This is a genomic window from Neisseria sp. HMSC061H08 (assembly GCF_001836795.1).
Lineage (GTDB): Bacteria > Pseudomonadota > Gammaproteobacteria > Burkholderiales > Neisseriaceae > Neisseria > Neisseria subflava_A.
Map to the genome: position 1 here is coordinate 6,933 of NZ_KV830566.1, position 2,659 is coordinate 9,591.

The following is a 2,659-nucleotide window of genomic DNA, read 5'->3' on the forward strand; positions in this document are numbered from 1 at the left end:
TCTGCGGCAGAAGCGATGGCGCCGCCTTTGAGTCGGACGCTGTCGGCGGTGATGTGGTAGCCGCCTTCGCCGGCAAAGAGACCGCTCTGGCTGCCGACGCTGCGGCTGTAGCCGCTGGCTTTGCTTTGGTTGTAGTTGCCGGATACGTTCCATGCGGTACCAAGGGCAACTTGGGCACGGATGCCGCCGCCGCTTTGTTTGCTTTCCTGTTCGACAGTGTCCTGTGGGCTTTCGATGTGCAGTGTGCCGCCGACTTCAGCGTCGATGCGTTTTGCATGGGTTTGGGCACCGTTCAGCACGGTATTGCCCTTGCTGCTGAGCTGCAGTTTGTCCGATTGCAGCAGGGTGTTTTGATGGGTTTGGCTGTCGGTGCGGTTTTTGCCTTTGCCGTAGGCTGCTTCGGCGTAGATATAGACGCCGGTTTGGGCACCAACGGAAACCCCGACGCCGACCTGTACGCCGGCATTGCGGTTTTTGCCGTCCTGATGTTGGCTGTCTTGGGCGGAGAGCAGCCGGATGTCGCGTGCGGAATCGAGGCGGATGGTGTCGCCCGCAGTAATGTTGCTGCCTTGGACGGTAATGTCGCCCTCGCGGCTGCGGATATTGATGTCTCCGCCAGCTTTCAGGCTGCTTTGTTGGCTTTGGCGGTAGTTTTGGTTTTGCTCTTTGCCGGCGGATTTAAAGCCGAAGCCGGCTTCGACGGACAAGAGGACGGCGCCTTGCTGGCCGGTTTGGTTTTTGACGGCGTCGGCCACTTTGCCGACGGAATCGGCCAGTTGGTAGGCTTGGGCGCCGGCGGCTAGACCCTGCAGGGCGCGGGTGCGGTCGTCGGCTTTGCTTTTGGCAGCACCTTCGGCAGCGTTGACCAGATCGATCAGCGGTGAGGAGATTTTGGCGAAGGTGCCGATTTTAAGGTCGCGCTCGGACTGGCGGCTGCGGCCGTGGTTATCGGCGGCACGGATGTCGACGCTTTGGGCGCTGATGTCGATATCGCGTGCGGCGGCAACATCGCTGCCGGTTTGGCGGTAGGCGCCGCCGGCGTCGATGCGGACGCCGCCTTTCAGGCTGCCGATTTGGCTGGCGGCCTGCCGGGTTTCTTCGCCCTCGTTCTCGCGGCGGTTTTTCATCCAGCCGCTAAAGTGCTCGGTGTCGGAAATAACGGCACTGCCGATGCCGGAAGAAACTTGGCGCTCGCTCTGGCTTTGGCGGTGTTCGGCAGCACGGATGTCGATGTCGCCGCCGGCTTTAAGCAGCAGGTCGTCTTGGGAGACCAGACTGCTGCCGCTGACGGCGATATTGCCTTTTTCGGCAAGCAGACGGGTTTTACCGCCCACGGACAGGGTGCTGCCGCTGATGCTGCCGATCTCGCCCGCAGCCTGCCCCTGATCGTTAAAGGTGCCGAAGGGGGTGATATGGTCGCGGTTGTCGATGGAGAAACCGCTACGCTTGCTGCTGCCGGTTTGCCGGCGGCTGTCGGCCGCGGCCAGCAGTCGGATGTCGTCGCGGGCATACAGCAGGGCATCGCCTTCGGCGGAGATTTGTGTGCCTTTGGCTTCGATGTTGCCTTCGGTGGCACGGATGCTGAGATGGCGGCCGGCCGTCAGCGAGCTGCCGACGGCTTCGGCGCTGCTGCCATCCTGCACCTGCGTGCTGCGGCTGCGGCGGCGGGCACAATCAGAGCCGAACCGAAACCGAGCAGCAGGCTGAAAGCCAGCGTGCCCAAATGCAAACGACAGCCTGAATGGGGTTTCGGGCTGCCTTTAATCTGCATTATGGAATCATGATTAGCCATACGGGTTTTCTGTTTTTTGCTTTTCTTCTTTAAACCATTGTTCAAAAATATTACCCGGTGTTAAATCATCTCTATGCGAGAAAAATTTTTCATATGAATAATTAGCGGATGCTTTCTGATTTACATTGTCATATATGAGTTTCAACTGAGTTGGAATTTCCTGATGATTCTCGGCAAAGACAGAGCATAGTTCCGAATAATCTTCCATTCCAAGATTAAGAAACTGCCATTGAATCTCTTTTGTATTAAAAGACTCCTTTCTCATAATTTTATTACCCACTTTAAAAAAAGCATCAAAAGACAATACGTTTCTTTCCCTTGCACCATATATATAGACAGCGGTAACCCCCTCTCCTGAAAATTCAAGTGCCAAGCTAAGCATACGTTCTTGTATTTCTGATATCTTATCTTCAAATTTCATTTTTACTTTCCTGTGTTGTAAATCTTTTCAACTTTTTTAATGCCATCAATTTCATATTGAATAACAAAATGATCTGGCCTTAAACTATTTCCCTTGTATTGTATATCAACATTTACCGTTACGCGTTTCTTTTCCATTAATGCATTTGCCCATTCATTTTCTAGAATTTTATAATTGCTTAAATTAACTCCGCTAAGCTGGGATACCAGATTATCCAACTTTGGAGACCCGCCAAATCTATCTCCCGCCAAATGACCAGCATGATCACCACTGAGTTTTCCCGGAGTATTAGGGTTATGATGAAGCCTGTCGGAACGTTTGGTTAACTGAAGCACTTGTGCTTCCCATGTTTTTAACCGCCCAAGATGATCAGTTTGGTATATATATTCAAACTCTCCGAGACCTTTGCAAAATAGCCCTTTCCTCAACAGCCGAAACCTAAACAC

General features: G+C 53.4%; 4 protein-coding genes. All 4 read right to left on the reverse strand.

Annotated elements, in window-relative coordinates; translation table 11 throughout:
* Nucleotides 1-1,643 (reverse strand): hemagglutinin repeat-containing protein (locus HMPREF2675_RS04955; RefSeq protein ID WP_283127797.1); only part of this gene is annotated, 1,643 nt, incomplete at its 3' end.
* Nucleotides 1,601-1,792 carry a hypothetical protein gene (locus HMPREF2675_RS10925; protein ID WP_083323879.1) on the reverse strand — a complete coding sequence of 64 codons (192 nt, stop codon included), beginning with the start codon at nt 1,790-1,792 and terminating at the stop codon, nt 1,601-1,603. The genes HMPREF2675_RS04955 and HMPREF2675_RS10925, both read right to left, overlap by 43 nt.
* On the reverse strand, nt 1,785-2,213 hold the full coding sequence (locus HMPREF2675_RS04960) for a hypothetical protein (protein ID WP_070461644.1): 429 nt from the start codon (nt 2,211-2,213) through the stop codon (nt 1,785-1,787). The genes HMPREF2675_RS10925 and HMPREF2675_RS04960 overlap by 8 nt, the downstream gene beginning before the upstream one ends.
* Nucleotides 2,214-2,215: 2 nt before the next feature.
* Nucleotides 2,216-2,659 (reverse strand): DNA/RNA non-specific endonuclease (locus HMPREF2675_RS04965; protein ID WP_210399847.1); only part of this gene is annotated, 444 nt, incomplete at its 5' end.